Source organism: Bradyrhizobium sp. STM 3557, from assembly GCF_045571465.1.
Lineage (GTDB): Bacteria > Pseudomonadota > Alphaproteobacteria > Rhizobiales > Xanthobacteraceae > Bradyrhizobium.
The window spans coordinates 3183598-3208802 of record NZ_CP120697.1 but is presented as its reverse complement, the minus strand read 5'-3'; the positions used below and the strand labels follow the sequence as shown (position 1 = coordinate 3208802).

Genomic DNA, 25205 nt, shown 5'->3' with positions numbered 1-25205 from the left:
GAGAGTCAATCGAGAAGTCGCGGTATGTTGTCTCCTGGTTTGGTTGGCTTTTCACGCGCCGCGCTTTCGCAGCAGATACGTGTCCATCACCCAGCCCTTGCGGGCCTTGGCCTCGGCGCGCTTGCGTTCGATGTCGCCGCCGACCTCGCGAAGATCTCCGGCAATGAGGATTTCATCGGGAGTGCCGAGATAGGCGCCCCAATAGATATCAATGTCAGTGCTGTCGATCGCCTTGAACGAGCAGTCGCCATCGAGCATCACGAGCACGTCATCGATGCCGTCGGGCAAGCCTTCGGCGAGCTTGCGTCCGGTGGTGATGTGAACGGAACGGCCGATCCGATTGAGCGCGATTCTGTGCTGAGCGGCCAGGACCTGGATGGCGCTGATGCCGGGGATCACCTCGTGCTCGAATACGACCTTCCTGCGTTCGACGAGCTGGTCGATGATGCGCAAGGTGCTGTCATAGAGCGATGGATCGCCCCAGACCAGAAAAGCGCCGCAGTCATCCTCACCGAGTTCTTCTGCGATCAGCCGCTCGTAGATCTCCGCGCGCTGCTCATGCCAAGCGCGCACAGCGGCGTCGTAAGGTGCCGAAGGGTCCCGCCGCGGGTCGGCGGTCTCGACGATCCTGTACGGCCTGTCCTTGATGTAACGCTCGCAGATGTCCTTGCGCAGGCGGACCAGGTCATCCTTTTCCTGGCCCTTGTCCATCACGAAGAACACGTCGACCTGGTTGAGCGCATTGATCGCCTGGACCGTGAGGTGATCGGGATTGCCCGCGCCGATGCCGATGATGAAGATCTTTCGCATGGTCCGTGTCCCTCCGTGGCCTGCGCGATCGCCGCGACGCCGTGCTTAACAATCCGATCGTTGCCCGTCGAGCGGTGATGTCAGCTGTGCGCAGTTCCACGTCCTGTTCGGTGCTGTTGGGCCTCGTCATTGCGAGAAGCGTAAGCGACGAAGCAATCCAGTCTTCCTTCTTGGCTCTGGATTGCTTCGCCTCGTTCGCAATGACGCCCCCATCCTGGTCCCTGACGCGTCACTCAATGAAAATCCCGCGAGGCCGGCAGGATGCGCACATTGCGGGGATGGCGAATGCGCTGGGCCGGACTGTCCGAATGCTGGCGGAGATCATCCTGCAGCGGTTCGGCGGGCATCGGGCCATGCGGTACGGCTGGCGGTCCGAGCCTGTCGTCGGACAGCAGCGCGAGATCGCTGGACCGGTCGATCAGGCGTTCGGCAACGAGATGCACGACCTTTTCGGGGCTGCTCTGGATGCGGCCCTCGATCAGCACCAACCGCGCCCCCATCACCTCCTTGCGGAATTGCTCCATCACCTTCGGCCATACCACGATATTGGCGATGCCGGTCTCGTCCTCGATGGTCATGAACACGACGCCGCTGGCGCTGCCCGGCCGCTGCCGCACCAAGATCACGCCGGCACAGCGGACGAAGCGCCGGTCATTGGCATCGTTGATGTCGCGGCAGGCCAGCACGTTCTCGCGCGCAAACCGCGCCCGCAGGAACTCCATCGGATGGCCCTTCAGCGACAGGCGGATGGTCTGGTAGTCGGCGACCACCTGCTCCGATAGCGGCATCTGCGGCAGCGGCCTGGCGTTCTCGTCGGGCTGCTCGCGCGCGACAGCCGCCTCGAACAGCGGCAAGGCGACATCATCCGGCAGCCGCCTGACCGCCCACAGCGCAGCACGGCGGTCGAGCCCGAGCGAGCGGAACGCATCGGCATCGGCCAGCAGCAACAGCGCACGTTTCGGCAAGGCCGTGTCGCGGGCGAAATCCTCCAGTGAGGTGAAGGGCCGCCGCTTGCGGGCTTTCACGATACGGTCGGCCCAGTCGTCTTTCTCGCGATTGTCGTTGTGGGGAGTGTTTATTTCGTCGTTCCGGGGCGCACGAAGTGCGAACCCGAAACCTTGAGATTCTCTGATGCGCAATTGCGCATCAGAGTTCGTCGCTATCGCGACGCCCCGGAATGACGGCAAATCAACAGGCTCATCCCCTCGAAATGACGGCGATGCTTTCTTGATCCTCTCCTCATCCGGATCGGTCCAGGAAAAGCCGTCGATCTGGCGGAAGCCGAGTCGCACGGCGCAATATTGTCCGTCCCGCTCCTCCAGCGTGTTCTGCGCGAAGCTGTAGGATACGTCGATCTCGCGCACGGCGACGCCGTTCTTGCGCGCGTCCGCGACGATCTGCGCCGGCGCGTAGAAGCCCATCGGCTGCGAGTTGAGCAGCCCGCAGCAGAAGGCGTCGGGATGAAAGTGCTTCAGCCAGGACGAGATGTAGACGAGCTGCGCAAAGGCGGCCGCATGGCTCTCAGGAAAGCCATAACTGCCAAACCCCTTGATCTGCTCGAAACAGCTTTTCGCGAAAGCCGGATCATAGCCGCGCGCGATCATGTTGCCGACCATCTTGTCTTCATAGGTGCCGATGGTGCCGAGATTGCGGAAGGTGGCCATCGAGCGGCGCAAGCCATTGGCCTCTTCAGACGTGAACTGCGCGGCCTCGATCGCGATCCGCATGGCCTGCTCCTGGAACAGGGGCACGCCAAGCGTCTTGTGCAGCACCCTATAGAGTTCGTCCTTCGGGCCATGGTCCGGCGAGGGCGACGGATAGCTCACCTTCTCCAGCCTGTTTCGGCGACGGAGATAAGGATGCACCATGTCGCCCTGGATCGGACCGGGGCGCACGATCGCGACCTCGATGACAAGGTCATAAAATTCCCGCGGCTTCAGCCGCGGCAGCATGTTCATCTGCGCCCGGCTCTCGACCTGGAACACGCCGAGCGACTCGCCCTTGCACAGCATGTCGTAGACCTCCGGCACCTCGCGCGGCACGGAGGAAAGATCGTAACGTTCGCCCTTATGATCCGCGATCAGATCAAAGCATTTGCGGATGCAGGTCAGCATGCCCAGCGCCAGCACGTCGACCTTCATCATGCCGAGCGCGTCGACATCGTCCTTGTCCCATTCGATAAAGGTGCGGTCCTCCATCGCGGCATTGCCGATCGGCACATAGGTGTCGAGCCGGTCCTGCGTCAGCACATAGCCGCCGACATGCTGGGAGAGATGGCGCGGAAACTCGATCAGCTCGGTGGCCAGCTCGACCGCAAGCCGAACCATCGCATTCGATGGGTCAAGGCCCGCCTGCCTGACCTGCATCTCGTTGAGACCCTTGCCCCAGCTGCCCCACACGGTATCGGCGAGCAGTGCGGTGACGTCCTCCGTCAAGCCCAGCGCCTTGCCGACATCGCGGATCGCGCTGCGCGGCCGATAGTGAATGACGGTCGCGATCACAGCGGCGCGGTGGCGGCCATAGCGGCGATAGACATATTGCATCACCTCCTCGCGCCGCGAATGCTCGAAATCGACGTCGATATCAGGCGGCTCCAGCCGCTCCTTGGAGATGAAGCGCTCGAACAACAGGTCGACCTTGGTCGGGTCGACCGAGGTGATGCCGAGCACATAGCACACAGCAGAATTGGCCGCCGATCCCCGCCCCTGGCACAGGATCTTCTGGCTGCGCGCATAGTGCACGATGTCATGGACGGTCAGGAAATAATGCGCGTAGTTGAGCTCGGCAATCAGCGCGAGCTCCTTGTTTAAGGTGGCACGGAGCGCGGGATCAACCTCGTCGCCGAAATGTTTCTTCACGCCGGCCCAGGTGAGGTCTTCCAGATGCTGCTGTGCTGTCTTGCCCGGCGGCACCGGCTCGTCCGGATACTGGTATTTCAGTTGATCGAGCGAGAACGAAATACGATCGGCAAAGCGCACGGTCTCTGCAATGGCTTGCGGGTGATCGCGGAACAGCCGCGCCATCTCCTGCGCCGGCTTCAGATGACGTTCGGCATTGGCTTCGAGCTTGCGGCCGGCCGCATCGATCGTGGTCTTCTCGCGAATGCAGGTCAGCACGTCCTGCAGCGGTCGCCGCTCGGGGTGATGGTAGAGCACTTCGTTAGTTGCGAGCAGCGGCACATCGACGGATGACGCAAGCTGCGCGAGCCGCGCCAGCCGGCGGCGATCGTCGCCACGATAGATCAGGCTGGTTGCGAGCCAGACGCCTTCGGCGTCGCTCGTCTGCAAGCGCACCAGCACGTCCCTGATCTGCATCTCATTGAGGCGATGCGGCGGCATCAGCACCAGGAGCTGGCCTCTAGCGAAGTCCAGAAGATCTTCGAAGGCCAGCTCACAGGCGCCCTTCGCGACCCTGTCGCTGTCGTCGCCCCGTTTGCCACGCGTGAGCAGCTGGCACAGCCGGCCATAGGCCGCGCGATCGCGCGGATAGACCAGGATGTCAGGCGTGCCGCAGATGAAGACGATACGCGCGCCATAGAGCAGCCGGGGCTTATACGGCAGCTCCTTATTGTCGAGCTCGGCATAGGCGCGGACGACACCGGCGAGCGTGTTGTGATCGGCGATGCCGATCGCCTTCAGGCCATAGATCGCGGCCTGGTGCACATACTCCTGCGGATGCGAGCCGCCGCGCAGGAAGGAGAAATTGGTGGCGATACCGATCTCGACATAGTCGCTGCTCATGCGAACAGTCCATGCATGTACCAGGCGGGCTGCACCGGCTTGCCGGTCTTCGGATCAATCTCGCGGTCATAAAGCCCGTCACGATAGAGCCAGAAGCGCAGGCCGTGCTCGTCCTCGATACGGAAATAATCGCGCGTGAAGCTCTGCCCGTCCGGCCGCCACCATTCCATCGCGATGCGCTCCGGTCCTTCGGCGCGCACCACCGCATGTGCGGCTCGGCGCCAGACGAAGCGCGCGGGCGGGCCGTCCGGCACTTGCGCGATCACGTCGATCGCCTCGGGGCGTTCGAACAGCCGCAGGGGACGCAGCGGCGGCTCGCCCGCGACCCGCTCCGGCCAATCGACCTGCTGGGCGGCTGCGAGCTGCTGCTGCGCCGGCGCCGGCAGCACGGCACGTTCCGGAATGTGCGTGTCCTGCGGCAGATGCACGAGCACGCGTTTGCCGCCGATGCGCGCGGCAATACGATCGATCAATGCGGCCAGCTCGTCGCTGTCATGAACATGGGCGTCGAGATCGCGCTGCTGCTGCACCACGATCTCGCTTCGACTAGCCGCGAGTCGGATCAGGTCGAAGCCAAAGCCGGGATCGAGCGGATCGCTCAGCGCCTCCAGCCGCTCGCGGAACAGCCGGTCGATCACGCGCGCCTCGGTCACCGGTTGGCCGGTGTCGACCGCAATTCTGCGCACCGCGCCATCGGTGCGGAAGAACAACGCCTCCAGCCGCCGCGCGCCCTTGCCCTGCTGCGCCATCGCGGCGACCAGCGTGGCGGCAAGACTGGACAGGCTCAGCGCGATCACGGTGTCGGTCGCGACCGGCTCGGCAAACCGCTTCTCGACGATATAGTCCGGCGGCGGCTTGCGCGGGCTGATCGGCGCATCACCCTCGCCGAGCGCCTGGGCCAGGCGCGCCGTGAAGGCGGCGCCGAACCGCGCGGTGATCTCGTGGCGACCCCGGGAGGCGATATCGCCGATGGTCTTCAGGCCCGCGCGGCGCAGGCCGAGCGTAATGGCCTCGCTGGCGCCGAGCGCCGCAACCGGCAGCGGGCTCACCGCGATCGCCTCCTCACCATCAGGCACGACGTGGCCATGGACGTGGCGGTTCATCGTCCGTGCACAGACGGGATTGGAAGCGATCGCGGCCGACACCGTGAAGCCGCGCATGGTCAGTGCATCGCAGACCAGCGTGAGCAACCGCGCCTCGCCGCCGAACAGATGAGCGCAGCCGGTGATGTCGAGCAACAGCCCGTGCGGAGGATCGAGCGCGACCAAGGGCGTGAAGCGGTCGCACCAGTCGGCAATATCTTCCAGGGTTTTTGCGTCGGCCGCGATGTCGGCCTCGTGCACCACGAGATTGGGACAGATGGCGCGGGCATTGGCGAGCGGCAGGCCATGCGTCAGGCCCCAGCGCGCTGCCGCTTCGTCGAGCGAATGGATCAACAGCGCATTGCTGTCCTTGATGACGACGACATTGGGTGCATCGTCACGCGCTGCGACGCCTTCGCTTATGAGACCACGCTTGATGCGATCGATCGGCAGGCGTGGCAGCCACAGGCTGAGAATCCGCCGCCGGCTGGCTGAAACACTGATCATCGCAGCTCCACTCCATGATCCATCGCCCGGTCTGGCCGTGGCGATTGCGAATGAGCTCGGCATCGAACCGCGGCGCGCCCCATGCTTCCGAGGCTGCAGCGGGGAGCGAAGGCGCCGCGCGCACGCTCCAGCGCGTCTCGGCGGTCGATGGCGCAGGCAATGCCGCGACCCGCAGCACCAGCGCGGTGACGCCGGACTCCTGTGCGGCGAGCGTCAGCTTGCGGCTGCCGACCAGATCGAGCTTTGGCGTCTCGCCCCACACCTCCAGCACCACGGCGCCGAGCGCATCGCAGGCGAGCGCATCGGCTGCGATGCGTAAGGCAGCCTCGATGTCAGGCGCGCGCACCGTCACCAGGCAGCGCGGATCGAGGCCGAGCTCGGCAAGCCCGCTTGCCGACAGCGCCCCGGTCTCGCGCTCGGCATAATCCTGCCGGACCCAGAGCAGCGGCCGTCGCGCGGCAACACGGCCAGCGAGACCGAAGACGAAGCCGGTCGCGGTCGTGGCCTGGCGTCCACCCTCGGCGAACACCTCATGCAGCGCCCCAAGGGCCAGCCCGCCCTGCAGCAGCGCATCGGCCTGCGCATGGCCGAGCGCGACGCGGCGCGCCTCATGCGCTCCCTCGCCCGCCTCCAGGCGCGCGATGCGCGTGCGCAAAGTCGCAAGCGTGCTCATGCGTGCGCCGGTCATGCGTCGCCGCTCCTTCGATTTTTGCCGTTGCAGGTCTTTGCAGATGAACCCGCAACGAACCTCTTTGTTCATGATACGTTCTAATATAAAGCTAACGCGGCCAGGAGAGTCAATCGAGTTTGGCGCGGATGCGATTCAGCGAATGGAATCAAAGGGATTCAAAATCATGGAGTTATCGCGGAAACTTGAGATCCTGGCTGATGCGGCAAAGTACGACGCGTCCTGCGCCTCCAGCGGTACCGAGATGCGGGATTCCAGCGACGGCAAGGGCCTTGGGTCGACCGCGCCAGGCATGGGCATCTGCCATTCCTATGCGCCGGACGGCCGCTGCATCTCGCTGCTGAAGATCCTGCTCACCAACGCCTGCAATTACGATTGCCTTTATTGCGTCAACCGCGCCTCCTCCAACGTGCCGCGTGCGCGCTTCACGGTCGACGAGGTGGTGAAGCTCACGATAGATTTCTATCGCCGCAACTACATCGAAGGCCTGTTTCTCTCCTCCGGCATCATCCGCAGCCCCGACTACACGATGGAGCAAGTCGTGGGCGTCGCGCGCAAATTGCGCGAGGAGCATCATTTCCGCGGCTACATTCACCTGAAGACCATTCCGGAAGCCGACGAGGCGCTGCTTAACGAGGCCGGCAAATATGCCGACCGGCTCAGCATCAATATCGAGATGCCGCTGGAAGCGAGCCTGACGAAGCTCGCGCCGGAGAAGGACCAGCGCGCGATCCGCCGGACCATGGGGCGGCTGCGCTTGAGGCTCGACGAGGCCGAAGATGCCAAGGCGAAAGCGACGCGAGCGAAGCCACCGCGCTTTGCGCCCGCCGGCCAGAGCACGCAGATGATCGTCGGCGCCGACGCGGCCGACGACCAGACCATCCTGTCGACCTCGGCCAATCTCTACGGCGCCTATAAGCTGAAGCGGGTCTATTATTCCGCCTTCAGCCCGATCCCGGATGCGAGCCGCGCGCTGCCCTTACAGGCGCCGCCGCTGATCCGCGAGCACCGGCTCTACCAAGCCGACTGGCTGATGCGCTTCTACGGCTTCGATGCGGAGGAGATCGTCGACAGAAACGAAGGCATGCTGCCGCTCGACATCGATCCCAAGCTCGCCTGGGCGCTGCGCCATCGCGACCGCTTCCCGCTCGACGTCAACACCGCGAGCCGCGAGGAGCTGTTGCGGGTGCCCGGCTTCGGCACGCGGACGGTCGAGCGCATCCTCTCGACCCGAAGGGCAAGCGCGATCCGGCTTGCGGATCTGGCGCGGCTGCATGTCAGCAGGAACAAGGCGCTACCGTTCATCGTTCTCAGAGATCACCGCCCTTCAGTCACTGCGCTCGACAGCGCCGGCTTGAGGGCGCGGCTGCAGCGGAAGCCGCAGCAGCTGGGATTTGGATTTTAATGAGGCCGTCATCGCGAGCGTAAGCGAAGCGATCCAGGAGCCAAGTGAAAATTCCGGATTGCTTCGGTCGGTTCGTTCCTCGCAATGACGAGAGGAGACAGATGCACACCGTCACCCTCGCGCATGAGACCGATTTCGACGGCTGGCGGACCGCCGCGCGCGCGCTGGCGATGAACGACGTGCGGCCGGCCGACGTCACCTGGCGCGTGGCCGGCAATGCGCCGGATCTGTTCGAGGACTTGCCGTCGCAGCCGCTGCCTGAGATCCCGCCAGATGCGACCTTCAACGTGCCTGCGACGTTCGTCACGCTGGCGCAGGATGCGCTCCTGCACCGCGATCCCAACCGCTTCGCCCTGCTCTATCGTCTGTTGTGGCGCCTGCGCAGCAACCACGAGCTGCTGGAGATCGCGACCGATCCCGACGTCATCCAGCTCAGCGCGATGGCGAAGGCGGTGCGGCGCGATGAGCACAAGATGCATGCCTTCGTCCGCTTCCGCGAGATCGGCCGCGAGCGGGAGTCACATTACGTCGCCTGGTTCGAGCCGGAGCATCATATCGTCGAGCTGGCGGCGCCGTTCTTCGCCCGCCGCTTCGCCGACATGCCCTGGTCGATCCTCACCCCCGACATCTGCGCGCATTGGGACGGCCATGAAATCACCTTCACGCCCGGCGTCGCCAAATCCGAAGCCCCATCAGAAGATCGTCTCGAGGAGCTGTGGCGGCGCTACTACGCCAGCATCTTCAATCCGGCGCGGCTGAAGGTGAAGGCGATGCAGAAGGAGATGCCGAAGAAATATTGGCAGAACCTGCCCGAGGCATCGCTGATCAAGCCGCTGATCGCGAAGGCTGGCCAGCGCACCGGCGCCATGATCGCGGAAGAAGGCACGGAGCCGCACAAGCCGCAGAAACGCGTGGAGGAGCCCACGATGAGCCGCAAACCGAAAGCTCAGGAGCATGCAACCAATCTCGACACCCTGCGCGAGGAGGCCGCCTCCTGCCGCGCCTGCCCACTGTGGAAGGACGCGACGCAGACGGTGTTCGGCGAAGGGCCTGGTCATGCCGAGATCATGCTGGTCGGCGAGCAGCCCGGCGACAAGGAAGATCTCGCGGGCAAGCCGTTCGTCGGGCCCGCCGGCCACATGCTCGATCGGGCGCTGGACGAAGCCGGTATCGATCGCAGGAAGGTGTACGTCACCAACGCGGTGAAGCATTTCAAATTCGTGCCGCGCGGCAAGATCCGGCTGCACCAGAAGCCGACCACGCCGGAGATCAAGGCCTGCCGGCAATGGTATGAACGCGAATTGGCGGCGGTGCGCCCCTCGCTGGTGGTCGCGCTCGGCGCCACGGCCGCGCAATCGGTGTTCGGCAAGATCACGCCGATCAACAAGAACCGCGGCCATGTGATCGATCTCGACGACGGCATCAGGGCGGTGGTCACGGTGCACCCCTCCTATCTGCTGCGGCTGCCGGACCCGGACGCCAAGGCGCAGGAATACAGGCGCTTCGTCGCGGATCTGAAGCTCGTCGCCGGCGCGATCCGGAAAGCCGCCCGCGTCGCCTGATCTCAGCGGATCGTGTTGCGTCGCGAGCAATCTTTGCGCCGCCATCCTTCGAGACGCATCGCTGCGCGATGCTCCCTCGCGATGAGGACCTCATTCGCGGCGCGCTCTCAGCCCTCATGGTGAGGAGGCGCCGAAAGGCGCCGTCTCCGGACGATGCCAAAGGCATCGCTCGGAGAACCATGAGGCCCGGCCGGGCCGGGCGGCAAATTCACCCGTGATGGCGCGCCCTATGGCGGAGATGGCACCGCCTATGCCTCCGTATTTCAACGGGCTGTCACATGCATCGATCAAAATTGGAGCTCGTGGGAGAGGAGAGTTCCAATGACCGATGTTGCCTTACCGGGTTCAATCGAGCCAGCCCTGAAAAAGGGCCCGGACCTCGATCGCGGTTTCCATCCGCTGACCGGAATCATTTATTTGGGCGTCGTGGCCGCCGCGCTGCTGTTCGTCGCCTACAGCATTTATGACGACGTCTCTGCCACCGGCACGCGCGTCACGACCTTCTTGCCCTACATCCTGCTGTTCGTGGCGCTGCTGATCGCGCTCGGCTTCGAATTCGTCAACGGCTTCCACGACACCGCCAATGCGGTCGCCACCGTGATCTACACCCGCTCGCTGCCGGCCCATATCGCCGTGGTCTGGTCCGGCCTGTGCAACCTCACCGGCGTGCTGCTGTCGACCGGCGCGGTCGCCTTCGGCATCGTCTCGCTGCTGCCGGTGGAGCTGATCCTGCAGGTCGGCTCCAGCGCCGGATTCGCGATGGTGTTTGCGCTCTTGATCGCCGCCATCATCTGGAATCTCGGCACCTGGTATTTCGGCCTGCCCGCCTCGTCCTCGCACACGCTGATCGGCTCGATCATCGGCGTCGGCATCGCCAATGCGCTGCTGCGCGGCCGTGACGGCACCTCGGGCGTGGACTGGTCGCAGGCGACCGGCATCGGCAAGGCGCTGCTGCTCTCGCCGCTGTTCGGCTTCGTGCTGGCAGCCGGTCTGCTCTTCATCCTGAAGATGATCCTCAGCCGCGCGACCCCGGCGCTGTTCGGCGAGCCCGTCGGCGATCAGGCTCCGCCATGGTGGATCCGCGGCATCCTGATCCTGACCTGCACCCTGGTCAGCTTTTTTCACGGCTCGAACGACGGGCAGAAGGGCATGGGCCTGATCATGCTGATCCTGATCGGCACGGTGCCCACGGCTTACGCGCTCAACCGCACCATGCCGGAGACCCAGGTCGCGAAGTTCATCAGCAACTCGGAAGCTGCCAGCAAGGTCATCGCAGCCAAGGCAGCCGGCTATAACGTGATCGGCGATCCCCGCCCGGCGGTGACCAACTATGTCGCTCAGCGTCAGATCAACGAGGGCACTTTCCCGTCCCTTTCCGTGCTGGTTCAGGAGATCGCAAAGCAGGTCAAGGAATACGGCTCGCTGGCGCGCGTTCCTGCCGAGGCGGTGGGCAACACCCGCAATGACATGTATCTCGCCTCGGAAGCGCTGCGCTTCCTGATGAAGGACAAGGAAGCCGATCTCAGCAATGAGGATATCGCCGCCCTGAACAGCTACAAGAGCTCGCTCGACGCCGCGACCAAGTTCATCCCGACCTGGGTGAAGATCGCGGTGGCCATCGCGCTCGGCCTCGGCACCATGGTGGGCTGGAAGCGCATCGTGGTCACCGTCGGCGAGAAGATCGGCAAGACCCACCTGACCTATGCGCAAGGAGCGTGCGCCGAGATCACCGCGGCGGCCACGATCGCTGCCGCCGACGGCTATGGCCTGCCGGTCTCGACCACGCACGTGCTGTCATCCGGCATCGCCGGCACCATGGCCGCCAACGGGAGCGGCCTGCAATGGTCGACGATCCGCAACATCGCGATGGCCTGGGTGCTGACGCTGCCGATCGCGATGGCGCTGTCGGGCACGCTCTACTTCATCTTCTCGCATCTGTTCTAAACGGACGCGAGGCACTGTTGCGACGCGAAAGGCCCGCGGTGCAAGCCGCGGGCCTTCTATCTCCAGGACTTTGGCACGGATCGAGGCGCGCTGCGTTGACCTCGGCGAACGTGGAGAAACGTCATGGCCATGAACAATCCAGAGAACACCGCGCAAAGGCCGCCATCTAACGCACAACTCAGCCCGCGCGACGAGGCGCCACGCGGAACGCCGGGAACCGGCGAGGATGTCTGCCCCGATTGTCACGGCAGCGGCCGAGTCGGTCAGGCACCCTGTCCGACCTGTTCCGGCCGCGGCACCATCAACAGAGGCGTCGGTGGCGCGTAATCGAGATCATAGGGTGGGCAAAGCGACCTCTCCGCCGAAGGTCCAAGGGGCGACGCCGGAGCGTGCCCGCTACCTTGTGGAGCATGGCGAACACGGCGCTTTCGTCATTGCGAGCGAAGCGAAGCAATCCAGAGCCAAGAAGAAAGTCTGGATTGCTTCGTCGCCTTCGGCTCCTCGCAATGACGGCTCTTAATTTGCGTTCCCGAGCTTGAACGCCAATTACGCCGCCAGCGTGTTCTCGACGATCTTGATGAAATAGGACGTGCCGTAGACGATCGCCTCGTCGTTGAAATTGTAGGCGGGGTGATGCAGGCCGGCCGAATCGCCATTGCCGCAGAAGATGAAGGCGCCGGGGCGCGCTTCCAGCATGTAGGAGAAATCCTCTGCGCCCATCATCGGCGGCATCTCGTGCACATTGGCCTCGCCCGCAACGTCCCTCGCCGCGCGCAGCGCGACCTCGGTCTGCTCGGCGTGATTGAGCGTCACCGGATAGCCGCGGGTGTAGGTGAGGTCGATCTTGGCGCCGGTGATCTGTGCCGTGCCGGCCACCACCTCGCGCACCCGCTTCTCGACCAGCTCGCGCACCTTCGGCGTCAACGTGCGCACGGTGCCGCGCAAGGTCGCAGTCTGCGGGATCACGTTGCGGGCATTGCCGGCGTGGAATTCGCAAATCGAGATGACAGCCGATTCCAGCGGATCGACGTTCCGTCCGACGATCTGCTGCAGCACGGTGACGAGCTGCGCGCCGACCAGGAGCGAGTCGATGCATTTGTGAGGCTGTGCGGCATGGCCGCCGCGTCCCTCGATGATGATGTCGATCGAATCGGTCGCCGCCATCAGCGGGCCCGGCCGGATCGCGAACGAGCCGACCGGCAGGCCCGGGCCGTTGTGCATGCCGTAGACCTGGTCGATCTTGAAGCGCTCCATCAGGCCGTCCTTGATCATGGCCTGTGCGCCCGCGCCGCCCTCCTCGGCCGGCTGGAAGATCACGACGGCATCGCCGGCGAAATTGCGCGTCTCGGCGAGATAGCGCGCAGCCCCCAGCAGCATCGCGGTGTGCCCGTCATGGCCGCAGGCGTGCATCATGCCTGGCGTCTTCGACGCATATGGCAGGCCGGTCGCCTCCTGGACCGGCAGCGCATCCATGTCCGCCCGCAAGCCGATCACCTTGATGTCGCCGCTCGCCGGCTTCTTGCCCTTGATGACGCCGACAACGCCGGTCTTGCCGAGGCCTGTCACGATCTCGTCGCAGCCGAATTCCTTCAGGCGGTCGGCTACGAAGCCGGCGGTGCGATGGACGTCGTAGAGAAGCTCCGGATGCTCGTGGATATCGCGTCTCCAGGCCTGGATGTCGGGTTGCAGATCGGCGACGCGATTGACGATGGGCATGGGAAATCTCGTGACTCCGTTGATGTGGTTGCCCGTTTAGCATGCAAAATCCGGTCCGCCCAAGAGAGAAGCACTGCGTAGCTGATCCCAGAGCGAAAGGACGGGGTTGTCGGCGCCATCGGTGGCTGACTAAAACCGCGGGCAAGAACAGGTCGGGAAGGATGCGATGGCGAGACAGCTCGAGGGGGATTTCGATTACATCGTGGTGGGCGCGGGTACCGCCGGTTGCATCCTGGCCAACCGCCTCTCCGCCGATCCGAAAAATCGCGTCCTGATCCTGGAAGCTGGCGGCGACGACAACTGGATCTGGTTTCACATCCCGGTCGGTTATCTCTTCGCGATCGGCAATCCCCGCTCCGACTGGATGTTCCGCACCGAAGCCGAGCCCGGCCTCAACGGCCGCTCGCTGGCCTATCCCCGCGGCAAGGTGATCGGCGGCTCGTCGGCGATCAACGCCATGATCTCCATGCGCGGCCAGGCCGCCGATTACGATCATTGGCGCCAGCTCGGGCTTGCGGGCTGGTCGTATTCCGACGTGCTGCCGCTGTTCCGGCGGCTGGAGGATCATTTCCTCGGGGAAAGCGAGCACCATGGCATCGGCGGCGGCTGGCGCATCGAGGCGCCCCGGCTGTCCTGGGCGGTGCTGGACGCGGTCGGCGATGCCGCCGAGCAGATGGGCATCAGGCGCATCCCCGACTTCAACACCGGCGACAATGAAGGCATCAGCTATTTCCACGTCAACCAGAAGCGCGGCCGGCGCTGGTCCTCCGCGCGCGGCTTCCTCAAGCCGGTGCTGAACCGCGCCAACCTGCGGCTGGAGAAGCATGTGCTGGTCGATCGTCTGATCGTCGAGAATGGCCGCGCCGTCGGCGTGCGCTTCCTTCAGAATGGCGAGGAGATCGAGGCGCGCAGCAAGGGCGAGGTGATCCTGAGCGCCGGCTCGATCGGCTCCGTGCAAGTGCTGCAGCGCTCAGGCATCGGTCCCGCCGACTGGCTCACCCCGCTCGGCATCAACATCGTTCGCGACGTGCCCGGCGTCGGGCGCAATCTGCAGGACCATCTGCAGCAGCGCGCGATCTACAAGGTTTCAGGCGTGAAGACGCTGAACGAGACCTATTACTCGCTTGTCAGGCGCGGCCTGATGGGCCTCGATTATCTCTTCCGCCGCCGGGGGCCACTGACCATGGCGCCCTCGCAGCTCGGCATCTTCACCCGCTCCGATCCGACCCGCGAGCGCGCCAACATCCAGTTTCACGTGCAGCCGCTGTCGCTCGACAAGTTCGGCGATCCCCTGCACCGCTTTCCCGCTATCACCGTCAGCGCCTGCAATCTGCGGCCGACCTCGCGCGGCACCGTGCGCATCCGCTCGGCCGCGCCGGATGAAGCGCCGTCCATTGCGCCGAACTATCTGGCGACGGATGAAGATCGCCAGGTCGCAGCGGATGCGATCCGCACGACGCGCCGGCTGATGCAGCAGCAGGCGCTCAAGCGCTACAATCCAGTCGAATTCCTGCCCGGCCCTGGGGTCGGCGACGATGATGCATCGCTGGCCAAGGCCGCCGGCGACATCGGCACCACGATCTTCCATCCCGTCGGCACCGCCAAGATGGGCCGCGCCGATGATCCCGCTGCCGTGGTCGACGAGCGGCTGCGCTTCCATGGCATCACCGGGCTTCGCGTCGCCGACGCCTCGATCATGCCGACGATCACCTCGGGCAACACCAACACGCCGACCGCGATGATCGCGGAAAAGGCCGCAACGATGATTTTGGAGGACGGCCGCTGACGGTAGCTGCCGTCATTGCGAGGAGCGTCAGCGACGAAGCAATCCAGACTTCTTTCCTGACCCTGGATTGCTTTGCTTCGCTCGCAATGACGGCTCCGAAATTTGCAGAGTAGGCAAAGCGAGCGTGCCCACCATCCCCTGATAAGCTTCACAAACGGTGGCACGGCGCAAACACGCCTTTGCCCACCCGACGTTTTCTACACCCTACTTCCGCTCCAGCCGCCACGCGCCGTCCCAGTCGTCCGCCGGCGGCGCCTGCTTCAGGCCTTCGATCCGCGCGATCAGCGCCAGCGACGGACCATCGCCTGGCATGGCTTGCAACGCTGCCGTGAAGGCTGCCAGCGCCGCATCCCATTGTCGCGCCCGATACGCGGCCAATCCCTCGGCATAGAGTTCGCGCAGGCGAAGCTGCGCCGGTGACAGCGCGCCCTTCGCGGCCATGATCTCGAACACGGTCTGAGCCTGCGTCTGGCCGACCACGATCACGCGATCGATCTCGCGGACATCGATCACGGCCGCGGCGGCCGACGCGCTCGCCTCCGAGATCAGGCAGCGGCTGCCATAGACCTTGTTGGCGCTTTCCAGGCGCGAGGCCAGGTTCACGGTGCCGCCCATCACCGTGTAGCTCATCATGAAGGCGGAGCCGATGCTGCCGACCAGCGCCTCGCCAGTGGCAATTCCGATCCGGATGTCGCAGGACGCAGGAATCGCCCGCACACCCAGCAGCTCCGGCAGCTCTTTGCGCAGGCCCTCCACGCGTCCGACCATGTCGAGGGCCGCAAGGCAAGCGGCATCCGCCTGCTCCGCCTCGTCGATGAAGGGCGGTCCCCAATAGGCCATGATGGCATCGCCGACATATTTGTCGATGACGCCGCGATGCGCATTGATCGGCTCCGACATGGTGGACAGATAGCGGTTCATGATCTTGACCAGCCCCTGCGGCGTCACGCCTTCGCTGAGCGTCGTGAACCCCTTCATGTCGCAGAACAGCACGGTCATGATTCGGCGCTGGCCATCGGCGGCGGCGAGCGCGGGCTGATCGAGCAGCCCTTCGGCGATCCGCGGATCGATGTATCGGCCGAACGTCTCCCTGATGCGTTGGTTCTGACGCAGCCGCTCGACCATGCGGTTGAAGGCGGCCGAGAGCTGGCCGATCTCGTCGCGCGTCGTGATGCTGATCGACTGGTCGAGCCTGCCGGCTTCGACCTCCCGCGTCCCTTGCAACAGCCGCATCACCGGCCCGGTGATGCCCGAGCCGACCAGCATCGCGAACACGAAGCCGAGCACGCAGGCGATCGCGGTCACGACAGCTGATATCGCAATCGTCTGGTGCTGCTCGTGAGCCACGGTCGCCGCGCTCGCCTCGACCTGGCGCAGCATGTCGGCGCGGATGCCGTCGATCCGGGTGTTGAACTCGTCCCGTAGGCCGTCGACATCGGCCATCAGGCGGGCGGCCTCAGGAAAGTTGTTGGCCTCGACCTGCTCGAGCACCCGGTCGCTCTGCTCGTTCAGACGGTGGCGGAGATCCGTCATCGTGGTCTCGATGCGGTCGTCGAGGCGCCCCAGCGCGGCGTTGTCCGACGGCGTCGAGGGATCGTCGATGATGGCATTGATCAGGCGGCGGGCCTCCGCAGCCTCCTGGTCGATCGCCGCATCGAGCTCCCGAAATTTCTTCAACTGCGCGGCATAGGCGGCCGCATCCGGCGTCGTCTGCGTGATCCGCATGCCCATCATCCGACGCATCGTCAGCGACCGCTCGAGCGAGCGGATGTTGACCCGCGCCAGGTGGCCATACGCCGGAATGTAGCGGTTGGTCAGCTCACCCAGCAGGTGGCCGACCCGCCCGGCCAGCACCATCGACAAAGCCGAGGTGATCACGGTCAGGACGATCAGCCCGGCGGCGATGCCGATGATCTTCTGCTTGATCGATTTTCGAAACATGGCTTGGGGCTCAAATGGCTGATGTCTAGCTAGCCCGAGAGTCCGCGTCTATGCAAATGGGCCGCTCGTCCCGGGAATAAAACCGGCATCTGCCCGATCTCCTCGCCCGCAAACCCAAAACAGGGTGTCATGGAGAACCGCGATGAGCCATCACGACCACGACGATCACGGCGTCAACCGCCGCAAAGTGCTGGAATGCATGACATGGGCCGGCACCGGTGTGCTCTGGACCATCTCCGGCGGCGTGCCGCGCTCGCTCGGGCTGGTCGATGCAGCGCAGGCAGCCGAGAAGAAAGCCTCCGGCCTCACCTTCCTGCAGATCAGCGATAGCCATGTCGGATTCGACAAGCCGGCCAATCCGAACGCGCTCGGCACGCTGGAAGAGGCGGTCGGCAAGATCAACAGCGTGCCGGTCAAGCCGTCCTTCATGATCCATACCGGCGACATCTCGCATCTGTCGAAGGCGTCCGAATTCGACGACGCCGACCGGATCATCTCGCAGGCCAAGCTCGACGTGCATTACGTGCCGGGCGAGCACGATTTCCTCGACGAGGAGGTCAAGTTCTACAAGGAGCGTTACGGCAAGGGCACGCGCGGCGCCGGCTGGTATTCCTTCGATGCCGGCGGCGTGCACTTCATCGGCCTCGTCAACGTCGTCGATCTCAAGGCCGGAGGCCTTGGCAATCTCGGTGGCGAGCAGCTCGAATGGCTGGAGGCCGACCTCAAGGGCCGCTCCAAGTCGACGCCCGTGGTGGTGTTCGCGCATATCCCGCTGTGGACGGTCTATCCGCAATGGGGCTGGGGTACCGAGGACGGCGCCCGCGCGCTCGATTATCTCAAGGGCTTCGGCTCGGTCACCGTGCTCAACGGCCACATCCACCAGGTGATGCAGAAGGTCGAGGGCAACGTCACCTTCCACACCGCGCGCTCCACCGCCTTTCCGCAGCCGGCGCCGGGCACCGCCGCCTCGCCGGGGCCGATGAAGGTCGAGGACGCCAAGCTGCGCAGCGTGCTCGGCATCGCCAGTGTCAATTTCAAGATGGGTGAGGAGCGCCTCGCCATCATCGACACGCCGCTGCAGGGCTGAAGAGGAACGGTACCGACCATGATGCGACGTGATTTCATGAACCGCGGCGCGGGCATCGCCGCGGCCGCCCTCCTCGTGCTGTCGTTTGCCGGCAGCAGCGCACGGGCCGAGACCATCGCGGTGTCGATCGACAATTTCACCTTCACCCCAGTCGAGATCAAGGCGAAGGTCGGCGACACCGTGACCTGGACCAACCATGACGACATTCCGCACACGATCGTGTCGGCGGGGAAGTTCAGATCGAAGACGCTGGATACCGACAACAGCTTCTCCTTCACCTTCACCGCGGCCGGCGACTACAAGTATTTCTGCTCGCTGCACCCGCACATGACGGGGCTGATCAAGGTTGAGTAGCGGGTCAAACCAAGGCATCGTTTTATCGCCCGGCCGGCCCACCGGCCGGGCGCATGCCGCTTCCGTCAACGCCAGGCTGCAGCCAATGCCGCTGAACAAGACCAACGACGACCCGGAACGGGCGCGGCGCTTCCGCGAGCTGGCGCTGCCCTATCTCGACGACGTCTATACGCTGGCGCGCTATCTGCTGCGCGATGCCGCAGACGCCGAGGACGCCGTGCAGGAATGCTACCTGCGCGCGTTCAAGCATTTCGACACCTATCGGGGACCCGCGATCAAGCCGTGGCTGTTCGCAATCCTGCGCAACGTCTGCAATGCAGAATTTGCACGGCGCTCCACGGCGAACACGAAGGCGATCGACGATGCGCCCGAGGCCGCCGAGCAGCCGCCGCTGTGGCGGGAGGCGCAGGAGACGCCGGAAGGCGCCATGCTGCGCGAGCGCGACGCCTCCGCGATCCGTCGCCTGATCGACGCGCTCGCCGAGCCCTTCCGCGAGACGTTCGTGCTGCGGGAGATCAACAATCTGTCCTATCGCGAGATTGCGGAAGTCGCCGGCGTGCCGGTCGGCACCGTGATGTCCCGCCTGGCCCGCGCCCGCGCCATGCTGCGCGCGGCCTGGACGGCGGAAGAGGAGCCTTCAAAATGACCTGCAACGAGGCCGAGATCCTGCTGCACGCGCTCGCCGATGGCGAGCTCGATGCCGGCCATGCGCACGAGGTCGAGGCGCATGTCGCGACCTGCCTGCGCTGCACGGCCGAGCTTGCCGCTATCAGGCAGATGCATGACGCCATCGCCAGCGCCGACCTCAAATTCACCGCCCCGCCGCAGCTCGCGCGGCGCATCGATGCGGCGCTGCCGCAGCCACAACGACCGGCTGCCCCCACCCGCCGCTTCGTGCTGCGAGGCTTTGCGATGGGGTCGGCGGTCTCGGCGCTGGCCGCGACCGGCCTCGTCGCCATCGTGCTCAGCAAGGATGACCAGCAACGGATCGAGGCCGAAATCGTCTCGGCGCATCTGCGCTCGCTGCAGGCCGGCCACCTCACCGACGTGATCTCGACAGATCAGCACACGGTGAAGCCGTGGTTCAACGGCAAGCTCGACGTATCGCCGCCGGTGATCGATCTCACCGCGCAAGGCTTTACGCTGATCGGCGGCCGGCTCGATTATGTCGATGCCCGCGCCATCGGTGCCGTGGTCTATAAGCGCCGCCAGCACGTCATCAATTTGTTCGTGGCGCAGACGTCCGACACCACGCAGCACACAGCGAGAATGGATACGATCCAGGGCTTCAACATCCGCCGCTGGGGCGAGCGGGGCCTGAAATTCTGGGCGGTCAGCGATATCGGTGCCGACGAGCTCAACGAGTTCGGCGTCAAGTTCGAGACAGCCATGCAGGCCAACAAGGAGGGATAGGGATAGAGGCGCTGACGCGGGTTCCGCCACTTGCCCGCGATCGGTTCCAGAATTCCGACAAATCTTGAAGCGAGGCACGTTATGTTATAACGTTTCTGCTGCCTTAGCCGTCCACGCGGTGGGCCGTCTGCTGCCGAGATCGTGACTGTCATCGACTGTGGCGCAGGTGCAAATGACAAATCGCGCAACGGGACGCGACCATTTGACCGAAGGCGGGGACTTGCAGCGCATTGACCTGTCATGGTTGCGGAATATCGCGCGGCGCACGGGCGAGCGGCTCGCGCTGCTTGCGCTCGTCGTGCAGATCGCGGTGTCGTTCGGACACATGCATGCGCGGGATTTCGCCAGCGATATCGGCTCGCGCGCCGCTGATGGTCTGCATCCGACGACCGCGGCGAAAGCCATCGTGTCGAGCCTCGTAGATCTCGCCGGCGATGAAGATCAATGTCCGATCTGTTTCTCAGCCTTCCTGCTCGCGACCTCGTCCGTGCCGCAGGTGGAGCAGCCGGTCGCCGTTCTTGACCTTCACAATGTCAGCTACGCGGCCACACGCACGCTCTTCGGCTTGCTGGAGTCAGGCCGAGCGTCCTTCCAATCACGCGCCCCACCCGCGGCCTGATGGCCGTCCGAGTGTCTGACGTCGCATCCTTCCGTGGATGAGCATGTCATTCAAGGACGGGAATGCCGATCAGTACGGCGCGCTGCTTTGCGCGCCGGACGGCATGCGCCCTTGCCCGCGCAAAACTTTTCCGATCGCCGATTCCGCCGGGAAAGCCGGCGGTCGTCCCCCATCATCTGCAGATGAACGCCATGATCAAACTGCTCTGCGCTTACGCCTGTGCCGCGCTGCTGCTATCGCTGCCGGCTACGCCCGCCCTCGCCCATCCGCATGTCTGGGTCACGCTTCACAGCGAGATCCTCTATGCCAATGACGGCACCGTGACCGGCGTCCGTCACGCCTGGCGCTTCGACGACATGTTCTCGGCCTATGCCCTGCAGGGAATTTCCCATGCCAAGAAGGGCCATTACACCCGGGAAGAGCTTGCCTCGCTCGCGCAGGTGAACGTCGAGTCGCTGAAGGAGTACGACTACTTCACCTATGCGCGCGGCGACGGCAAGAAGCTCAAATTCAACGAGCCGGTCGATTATTGGCTCGAATATGCGAGCCCTGCGCTCGTGCTGCACTTCACTCTGCCGCTGAAGGCTCCCGCGAACGCCAAGGCGCTCCAGGTCGAGGTCTACGACCCCACCATCTTCGTCGATTTCGAATTCGCCAAGGACAATCCGGTGTCGCTCAGCGGCGCACCGCCGCAATGCGAGCTGGCGGTCGACTTGCCGCACCAGCCGACGCCTGCCGAGCAGGCAAGGCTCAGCCAGCTCGACTTCACGCCGCTCGATGCATCGAGCGCCTATGGCGAGATCTTCGCCAACAAGATGCGGGTGAAGTGTCCATGAGAGGCCTTGCCGATCACAAGCGCGTCGTCGCCTGGGCGCTGCTCGCGCTCAGCCTCGCGCTGGCAATGGGCTCGGCGCATGCCGCACCGTTCGGCGCGGCGCATCCGACAGGCGGCGCCTGGCCGCAATCCGGCATGGTCGGTTGGATTTTCGCCCAGCAGGCAGCGTTCTACCGATCGCTCTCGGGCTTCATCCAGGCGAGCAAGGACGATGGCTCGGCGATGTGGAGCCTGCTCGGAATCTCCTTCCTCTACGGCATCTTTCATGCCGCCGGGCCTGGCCATGGCAAGGCGGTGATCTCGTCCTATCTGGTCGCCAACGAGGAGACCTGGCGGCGCGGCGTCACGCTGTCCTTCGTATCGGCGGCGCTGCAATCGATCGTCGCGATCGTCATCGTCGCCATCGCGGCGGTTCTGCTCGGGGCGACCGCGAAATCGATCGGGTGGACGGTGCATCTTGTGGAGATCGTCAGCTATGGACTCATCATCCTGATCGGCTTGCGGCTGCTGTTCGTCAAAGGCCGCGGCCTTCTCATCGCGCTGCGCGCGTTCAGATGGCGCGAGCCGCAGTTCGAGGCGCTGTTCGCCACGTCCAGCGGCCTCGTCAAGCTCAGCGTCGATCGTAATGGAAGCATGTCCCATTGCGCGCTTTGCGAGTCCGATCATGTGCATGCCTTCCATTGTCATAGCGACGATGACCACGGGCTCCATGGATCGGCCTGGGGGCACGCACACGGGCCGGAGCCTGCGGAATTGGCCGGTGCGGGCGGCTGGCGCCGCGGCCTCACCGCGGTGATCGCGGTGGGCTTACGTCCCTGCTCCGGTGCGATCATCGTGCTGATCTTCGCCCTGGCCCAGGACCTGTTCTGGACGGGCATCAGTGCCACGCTGCTGATGGGATTGGGCACGGCCATCACGGTCGCCGCGATCGCGACGCTCGCAGTTGTCGCGCGGCGAACAGCCAGCCGTATCGCCAGCACCGGCTCTGGCGCGGGCATGCTGCTGATGCGCGTGATCGAAGTCGGCGCCTCCGCGCTGATCGCCGTATTCGGCGGATTGTTGCTTGCCGGCTATATGGCGAGCGAGCAGCTCTGGATGTTCACCGGATAGGGACGCTCAGCCCGCGACCTGATGCAAGAGCGGTGAATTGTCCACCCTGGAGCCGTTCACCGGCGGCCCCGGCTGGGCCGGCGCCTGCGGAAAACTGCGATCGCAATAGTCGAGACAGCGCAGCCGGTTCTTTTCGACGACGACACGACAGGAAGGATTGGCCGGCAGGTCTGCGCAGGCTTGCCGGTCCGACGTGGCATTGCGCTCGCAACGCGCGCTGCACTGGCTGGCCGTATCGGCCGCACCTGCGCCAGCCGAGGCAAACAGGACGAAGGCCGCGACGGCAACACACATCCTGACGATCATTCGGCGCACCCCGCCTGCCCAGCTGCCCGCAAGAAGATAGCGGCAGACACGACATCGAGGCACGCTGAATTTCTAGGCCGATTTGCGCATCGCGTTGTCGACCAGCGTCTTGCCGAGCGACCAGATCGCGCCGGGCACCTTGTGGCTCTGGGCGATCACGTCATCGAAGGCGCGCTCGATCCAGGCGCAGTCTTCCTCGGTGATGGTCAGCGGCGGCAGCAGCTTCACCGTATGCAGGCCATGGCCCGCGACCTGGGTCAGGATCTTGTGATCCTTGAACAGCGGCACGGTGATGAGCTGGACGAACAGGCCCTTGTTGGCGCTCTCCAGCACGTTCCACGATGCCTTCAAGCTCAGCGATTTCGGCGGCCCGAATTCGACGCCGATCATCAGCCCCTTGCCGCGCACCTCTTTCAGGAGCTCGTAGCCCGGCACCATCCGGGTCAAGGCCAGCCGCAGCTCGGCGCCGCGTTTGGCCGCGGCCTCGATCAGCTTCTCCGCCTTCAACACTTCGAGCGTGGCAATGCCGGCGGCCATCGCGAGGTCGTTCTTGGCGAAGGTCGAGCCGTGCACGACGGCGCGATCCATGCGGTTGAAGATCTTGTCGAAGATGGCCTTGCGCGTCAGCAGCGCGCCGACCGGCACGTGTCCACCGGACAACGCCTTCGAGAGCAGCACCATGTCGGGCTCGACATTCCAGTGCTCGACCGCGAGGAAGCGGCCGGTGCGGCCCATGCCGGTCTGGATTTCGTCGGCAACGAAGATGGTGCCGTATTTTTTGCACAGCGCGGCCGCGCCGGGCAGGAAGTCATCGGAGGGGATGTTGACGCCCTTGCCCTGGATCGGCTCGACGATGAAGGCCGCGATCTCGCGCGAGGACAGCGCCTGCTCCAGCGCCGCCAGATCGTTGAACGGCACCGACGTGCAACCCGGCAGCAGCGGCTCGAAGCCGGCGCGGAAATTCGAATCGTCGGTCAGCGACAGCGCACCATAAGTGAGGCCGTGATAGGCATGCCCGCAATAGACGATGCCGGGCCGTCCGGTCGCGCCGCGCGCGAACTTGACCGCGGCCTCCACCGTCTCGGCGCCGGAATTGGCGAAGAACACCTTGTCCAGATATGGCACATATTCGAGCAGCCGCTCGGCCAGCACGCCGGCCAGCGTCGAGACGTCGAGTTGCACGAGGTTCGGCAGATCGCTGTCGAGGACACTTTTCAGCGCAGTTCGCAGCGACGGATGATTGCGGCCGATCGCAAATACGCCAAATCCGCTCAGCAAATCCAGGTAGCGGACACCATCGCGGTCGAACAGGTATTGCCCCTGCCCCTTCTGGAACCCGACGTCGTAGCCGATCGTTTTGAGAACGCGTACCAGTTGCTCGTTCAGATGCTTGGAGTGCATGGAACTGCGCTGGCCCTGCCGCTCCACAAACATCTCGGAAACGTCTAGATTCGATTTTAGCATCGGCTACATACTTCGGTTGATGGACGTCTCGTCAACTGAAAACGCGTAATGCGGCGTTTTGCCCCCATTCGCACCATCAAAGCAAGCACGGGTTTCACGCAATGTTGCACCGCCCCAAATCTCTCACGCGGACAGTATTAACATGTTCCGGACTGTTGTTCGCAGCAGGAATTTCTTCTGCGATGGCAGCCGATCCCACGGGTGACTGGCGGGTTGCGGATGGTGTCGCCAACATCAGAGTCGCACAATGCAATGGCAACATGTGGGGCGTGGTGGCCTGGGAAAAGACTCCCGGCGGCCGCGACACCAATAATCCTGATGTCGCCAAGCAGAGCCGCCCGACGCTCGGCATGCCGATTCTCATCAACATGAAGAAGCAGGCCGGTGCCGACGCCTGGGAAGGTCAGGTCTACAACGCCAAGGACGGCAAGACCTACGACTCGACAATCACGCCAATCGATTCCGATCATCTGGAGATCAAGGGTTGCGTGCTCGGCTTCCTCTGCGGCGGCGAGACCTGGACGCGGGTCGGTCCGCCGATCCCCTCGAGCCCGACGAACAGCATGGCCAAAGGTACCGCGAAACCGGCCGCTCCGGCGCCGAAAGCGGTCGCTGCGCCCCCGGCCCCCGCGCCGAAGACGACCGGGGTCGCGGCGAGCGCAACTGCCAAGCCAGGTCAAAAGGCCGCGACCGCCGACACGGTGGGCGACATCTGCCTGCTCCCTGAGATCGCCCACGCGCACTAGCTAAGCGTCTGAGGCGAACTGGAGACCGGTTCGCGTCAAGAGAACGCGTCAAGACAAGAAGCGAGAGCCCCCGTTCCGATTCAATCGGAA

20 protein-coding genes are annotated in these 25205 nt (G+C 64.5%); 12 read left to right on the top strand and 8 right to left on the bottom strand.

Translation table 11 applies throughout. The features are described from left to right. Positions 1-51 precede the first annotated feature (51 nt). From cobF to P6U24_RS14415, 4 genes are all read right to left on the bottom strand, one after another. A complete protein-coding gene (cobF, locus tag P6U24_RS14430; RefSeq protein ID WP_407159758.1) occupies positions 52-810 on the bottom strand; it encodes a precorrin-6A synthase (deacetylating) in 759 nt (252 codons plus the stop codon). Between the two features lie 233 nt (positions 811-1043). Then, positions 1044-4550, bottom strand: a complete 3507-nt coding sequence (locus P6U24_RS14425; RefSeq protein WP_407159757.1) for an error-prone DNA polymerase — start codon at positions 4548-4550, stop codon at positions 1044-1046. Beyond that, complete coding sequence (locus P6U24_RS14420) at positions 4547-6139, bottom strand: Y-family DNA polymerase (RefSeq protein WP_407159756.1); 1593 nt, start codon at positions 6137-6139, stop codon at positions 4547-4549. Before P6U24_RS14420 ends, P6U24_RS14425 begins: the two co-directional genes overlap by 4 nt. Next, complete coding sequence (locus tag P6U24_RS14415) at positions 6030-6827, bottom strand: ImuA family protein (RefSeq protein ID WP_407159755.1); 798 nt, start codon at positions 6825-6827, stop codon at positions 6030-6032. The genes P6U24_RS14420 and P6U24_RS14415 overlap by 110 nt, the downstream gene beginning before the upstream one ends. A gap of 166 nt (positions 6828-6993) precedes the next feature. Between P6U24_RS14415 and P6U24_RS14410 the strand changes: the two genes are divergently transcribed. From P6U24_RS14410 to P6U24_RS14400, 3 genes are all read left to right on the top strand, one after another. Beyond that, positions 6994-8232, top strand: coding sequence for a putative DNA modification/repair radical SAM protein (locus P6U24_RS14410; protein ID WP_407159754.1), 1239 nt, complete (start codon positions 6994-6996; stop codon positions 8230-8232). Between the two features lie 101 nt (positions 8233-8333). Then, on the top strand, positions 8334-9794 hold the full coding sequence (locus tag P6U24_RS14405; protein WP_407159753.1) for a UdgX family uracil-DNA binding protein: 1461 nt from the start codon (positions 8334-8336) through the stop codon (positions 9792-9794). Positions 9795-10115: 321 nt separating this feature from the next. Continuing rightward, on the top strand, positions 10116-11738 hold the full coding sequence (locus tag P6U24_RS14400) for an inorganic phosphate transporter (protein ID WP_407159752.1): 1623 nt from the start codon (positions 10116-10118) through the stop codon (positions 11736-11738). Positions 11739-12284: 546 nt separating this feature from the next. Here P6U24_RS14400 and P6U24_RS14395 read toward each other — a convergent pair. Beyond that, a complete protein-coding gene (locus P6U24_RS14395; RefSeq protein ID WP_407159751.1) occupies positions 12285-13454 on the bottom strand; it encodes a M20 aminoacylase family protein in 1170 nt (389 codons plus the stop codon). Positions 13455-13620: 166 nt separating this feature from the next. Here P6U24_RS14395 and P6U24_RS14390 point away from each other — a divergent pair, with 166 nt between their 5' ends. Beyond that, on the top strand, positions 13621-15240 hold the full coding sequence (locus tag P6U24_RS14390) for a GMC family oxidoreductase (RefSeq protein WP_407159750.1): 1620 nt from the start codon (positions 13621-13623) through the stop codon (positions 15238-15240). A gap of 204 nt (positions 15241-15444) precedes the next feature. Here the strand turns inward: P6U24_RS14390 and P6U24_RS14385 are convergent, their stop codons facing one another. Further along, the gene (locus tag P6U24_RS14385; protein ID WP_407159749.1) at positions 15445-17181 is read right to left on the bottom strand and encodes an adenylate/guanylate cyclase domain-containing protein; all 1737 of its coding nucleotides are present in this window, start codon (positions 17179-17181) and stop codon (positions 15445-15447) included. A gap of 142 nt (positions 17182-17323) precedes the next feature. Between P6U24_RS14385 and P6U24_RS14380 the strand changes: the two genes are divergently transcribed. The 7 genes from P6U24_RS14380 to P6U24_RS14350 all read left to right on the top strand — a co-directional run bounded on the left by P6U24_RS14380 (position 17324) and on the right by P6U24_RS14350 (position 22599). Next, on the top strand, positions 17324-18268 hold the full coding sequence (locus tag P6U24_RS14380) for a metallophosphoesterase family protein (RefSeq protein ID WP_407159748.1): 945 nt from the start codon (positions 17324-17326) through the stop codon (positions 18266-18268). Between the two features lie 18 nt (positions 18269-18286). Beyond that, positions 18287-18622: a cupredoxin family copper-binding protein gene (locus tag P6U24_RS14375; RefSeq protein ID WP_407159747.1), complete on the top strand. Its 336-nt coding sequence runs from the start codon at positions 18287-18289 to the stop codon at positions 18620-18622. Between the two features lie 85 nt (positions 18623-18707). After that, complete coding sequence (locus P6U24_RS14370; RefSeq protein WP_407159746.1) at positions 18708-19268, top strand: sigma-70 family RNA polymerase sigma factor; 561 nt, start codon at positions 18708-18710, stop codon at positions 19266-19268. Beyond that, positions 19265-20035, top strand: coding sequence for an anti-sigma factor family protein (locus tag P6U24_RS14365; protein ID WP_407159745.1), 771 nt, complete (start codon positions 19265-19267; stop codon positions 20033-20035). Before P6U24_RS14370 ends, P6U24_RS14365 begins: the two co-directional genes overlap by 4 nt. A gap of 172 nt (positions 20036-20207) precedes the next feature. Beyond that, positions 20208-20654, top strand: coding sequence for a hypothetical protein (locus P6U24_RS14360; protein ID WP_407159744.1), 447 nt, complete (start codon positions 20208-20210; stop codon positions 20652-20654). A gap of 182 nt (positions 20655-20836) precedes the next feature. Beyond that, positions 20837-21490: a DUF1007 family protein gene (locus P6U24_RS14355; protein ID WP_407159743.1), complete on the top strand. Its 654-nt coding sequence runs from the start codon at positions 20837-20839 to the stop codon at positions 21488-21490. Continuing rightward, a complete protein-coding gene (locus tag P6U24_RS14350; protein ID WP_407159742.1) occupies positions 21487-22599 on the top strand; it encodes a nickel/cobalt transporter in 1113 nt (370 codons plus the stop codon). Before P6U24_RS14355 ends, P6U24_RS14350 begins: the two co-directional genes overlap by 4 nt. A 6-nt stretch (positions 22600-22605) precedes the next feature. Here P6U24_RS14350 and P6U24_RS14345 read toward each other — a convergent pair whose 3' ends face one another. Beyond that, positions 22606-22893, bottom strand: a complete 288-nt coding sequence (locus P6U24_RS14345; protein WP_407159741.1) for a hypothetical protein — start codon at positions 22891-22893, stop codon at positions 22606-22608. A gap of 84 nt (positions 22894-22977) precedes the next feature. After that, complete coding sequence (hpnO, locus tag P6U24_RS14340) at positions 22978-24369, bottom strand: aminobacteriohopanetriol synthase HpnO (RefSeq protein WP_407159740.1); 1392 nt, start codon at positions 24367-24369, stop codon at positions 22978-22980. A gap of 101 nt (positions 24370-24470) precedes the next feature. Here hpnO and P6U24_RS14335 point away from each other — a divergent pair, with 101 nt between their 5' ends. Beyond that, a complete protein-coding gene (locus P6U24_RS14335; protein ID WP_407159739.1) occupies positions 24471-25115 on the top strand; it encodes a DUF2147 domain-containing protein in 645 nt (214 codons plus the stop codon). Positions 25116-25205: the final 90 nt, after the last annotated feature.